The sequence below is a fragment of the Pseudoxanthomonas mexicana genome (genome assembly GCF_010093385.1).
GTDB classification, from domain to species: domain Bacteria; phylum Pseudomonadota; class Gammaproteobacteria; order Xanthomonadales; family Xanthomonadaceae; genus Pseudoxanthomonas_A; species Pseudoxanthomonas_A mexicana.
In genome coordinates, this window is sequence record NZ_PDWV01000105.1 from 1 (window position 1) to 2,698 (window position 2,698).

The 2,698-nt window shown below is 67.6% G+C and carries 2 protein-coding genes and 1 pseudogene; all 3 read left to right on the forward strand.

Annotation, left to right across the window (positions count from 1 at the left end):
- Positions 1 to 296, forward strand: a pseudogene (locus tag CSC76_RS18925) (methyl-accepting chemotaxis protein); the annotation flags it as partial.
- 95 nt (positions 297 to 391) lie between these two features.
- Positions 392 to 880: a chemotaxis protein CheW gene (locus tag CSC76_RS18765; protein WP_162111477.1), complete on the forward strand. Its 489-nt coding sequence runs from the start codon at positions 392 to 394 to the stop codon at positions 878 to 880.
- A gap of 209 nt (positions 881 to 1,089) precedes the next feature.
- On the forward strand, positions 1,090 to 2,698 hold a 1,609-nt coding region (locus CSC76_RS18770; RefSeq protein ID WP_162111478.1), incomplete at its 3' end, for a cache domain-containing protein.

Consider the following 2,698-nt stretch of genomic DNA (forward strand, 5'->3'; position numbering starts at 1 on the left):
TGACCGACATCATGGCCGAGATCAGTGCCGCCTCGCAGGAGCAGTCGGCCGGCATCGAGCAGGTCAACCAGACCATCGTGCAGATGGACGAGACCACCCAGCAGAACGCCGCGCTGGTGGAGGAAGCATCGGCCGCCGCCCGTTCCATGGAGGAGCAGGCCCAGGCCCTGAGCGAGGCCGTCGCCACCTTCAGGCTGGGCGAGCATGGACACGTGGCCCGGCTGGTCCAGGAGCGCGTGACCCGCATCGCGTCGGCGGCCTCGCCCCGCGCCGTGTCCGAACCCCGTCCCTACTGACCCTAAAGAAACCCTGCCCGGGGCCGATCTAGGCCTTGACCGGTTCCGCCCCGGGAACCCCCTGCCCCTTTCCGGCTGCCACAGGAGCCCGATCAATGAGCGACAACAAGACCCAGGCCGCAGCGAGTGCGGACGAGTTCCTCAGCTTCACCCTGGGAGAAGAGCACTACGGCGTGGACATCCTCAAGGTCCAGGAAATCCGCGGCTACGACTCGGTCACCCGCCTGCCCGACGCCCCCGACTACATCAAGGGCGTGATCAACCTGCGCGGCACCATCGTGCCGGTCATCGACCTGCGCCTGAAGCTGCGCCTGAAGGAGGCGCGTTACGACGCCTTCACCGTGATGATCGTGCTGAATGTGGAGGACCGCGTGGTCGGCATCGTGGTGGACAGCGTGTCCGACGTGATCGCGCTCAATGCCGAACAGATCCGGCCCACGCCCGAATTCGGCGCCAGCGTCGATACCCGCTTCATCTCGGGCATCGGCACCGTGGACGACCGCATGCTGATCCTGCTGGACATCGAGACGTTGATCGACAGCGCCGACTTCGGCCAGCCGCTGCCGGAGCAGGTCGCGGCCTGACGTACCTCCGCGAACGGCATCCAGAGACCGTCGGCCGCAAGGCCGGCGGTCTTGTCGTTTCGGCGCCGGCAACGCGCACCTACGCCTTTGGTCGCGCACATGCGAGACGCACTGAAATTTCGGCTACACAGGCCGATATCGATCGGGAGGGCCATCGGCTCCCGCCTCCCGAACGCCCACGTACCGCGCCTGCCGCCAGAGATCTCCGCATGAACGTCAATGCCCGCCTCGCCCAGTCCCTGTCCCACCTCCCTCTCAAGCGCAAGTTCCTGATCCAGACGGCCCTGGTCGCCCTGGGCACCATCGCACTGGCCGTCATCGCCGCACGCATGCAGTACCTGGACCTGACCGGCACGCGCCAGGAAGGACTGAAAGCGCAGACCGAGATGGCGTTGGGCGTGATCGAGGGTTACGCCGACCAGGCGAAGCGCGGCGCGCTGGACGAGGACGAGGCCAAGGCGCGCGCGCTGGCCACGCTTTCCACGATGCAGGCCAACAAGGGCGTGGACTACTTCTTCGTGACCGACGAAGTCCCGACCATGCTGATGCACCCCACCCGCCCCGACCTGATCGGCAAGCCGCTGGACGATGTGCTGAGCCCGGACGGCAAGCGCATCTTCCCCGAATTCGTACGCGTGGCGCAGGCCGGCGGCGGCCATGTCGATTACAGCTGGGCCAAGGCCGGCGAGGAAGACCCGGTGCCGAAGACCTCGTATGCGGTGCTGTACCAGCCGTGGGGCTGGGTGATCGGCACCGGTGTCTACGTCGACGATACCCAGGCCCAGGCGCTGCAGTTCACCTTCATCATGACCGTGGCCGGCGGCCTGCTGGTGCTGGTGAGCATGGCGATCGGCTGGGTGATCGGCCAGTCGGTGCTGGAACCGGTCTCGCGCGCGCTGGCCGCCATCAAGGGCGTTTCGCGCGGCGACCTGAGCGTGCGCACCGGCCACCATGGCCGGGACGAGGTCGGCCAGATGCTGAAGGCCACCGACGAGATGGTGCACATGCTGGAGCGCTTCTCGCACGAGACGCGCGACATGATCCGCCTGCATGCCGCCGAGGACATCAGCCACCGCATGCCGGAGGACTTCCCCGGCGTGTACGGCGAACTGGCCGGCGGCATCAACACCATGATGTTCGAACACCTGGATGCCTTCCGCGATGCGGTCGGCATCCTGGAACGCTATGCCAGCGGCGACCTGAGCCAGGACGCACGCCGCCTGCCCGGCACGCGCGCCTTCCTGCATGAAGCGATGGACGCGGCGAAGACGAGCCTGCTGGCGATCAACGGCGAGATCAGGCGCCTGGCCGCCGCCGCCGCTGCCGGCGACTTCACCGCACGCGGCGACGAGGCCGGCTTCCGCCACGATTTCCTGCACATGGTGCAGGGCCTCAACGCGATGATGGCCACGAGCGACCGCAACCTGGCCGAACTGTCCGCCCTGCTGCGCGCCATCGCCGATGGCGACCTGACCGCGCGCATGGAAGGCGACTTCCACGGTGTGTTCGCCACCATGCGCGACGATGCCAATGCGACGGTGGCCCAGCTGACCGACATTGTCGGCCGCATCCAGGACGCCTCCACCTCCATCAACACCGCCGCCGGCGAGATCGCATCGGGCAACAGCGACCTGTCGCGCCGTACCGAGCAGCAGGCCGCCAACCTGGAAGAAACCGCCGCCTCCATGGAGGAACTGACCTCCACCGTGCGCCAGAACGCCGAGTCGGCCCGCCAGGCCAACCAGCTGGCACAGGGTGCGGCTTCGGTCGCTTCGCAGGGCGGCGAGGTCGTCGGCAAGGTAGTCACCACCATGGCCG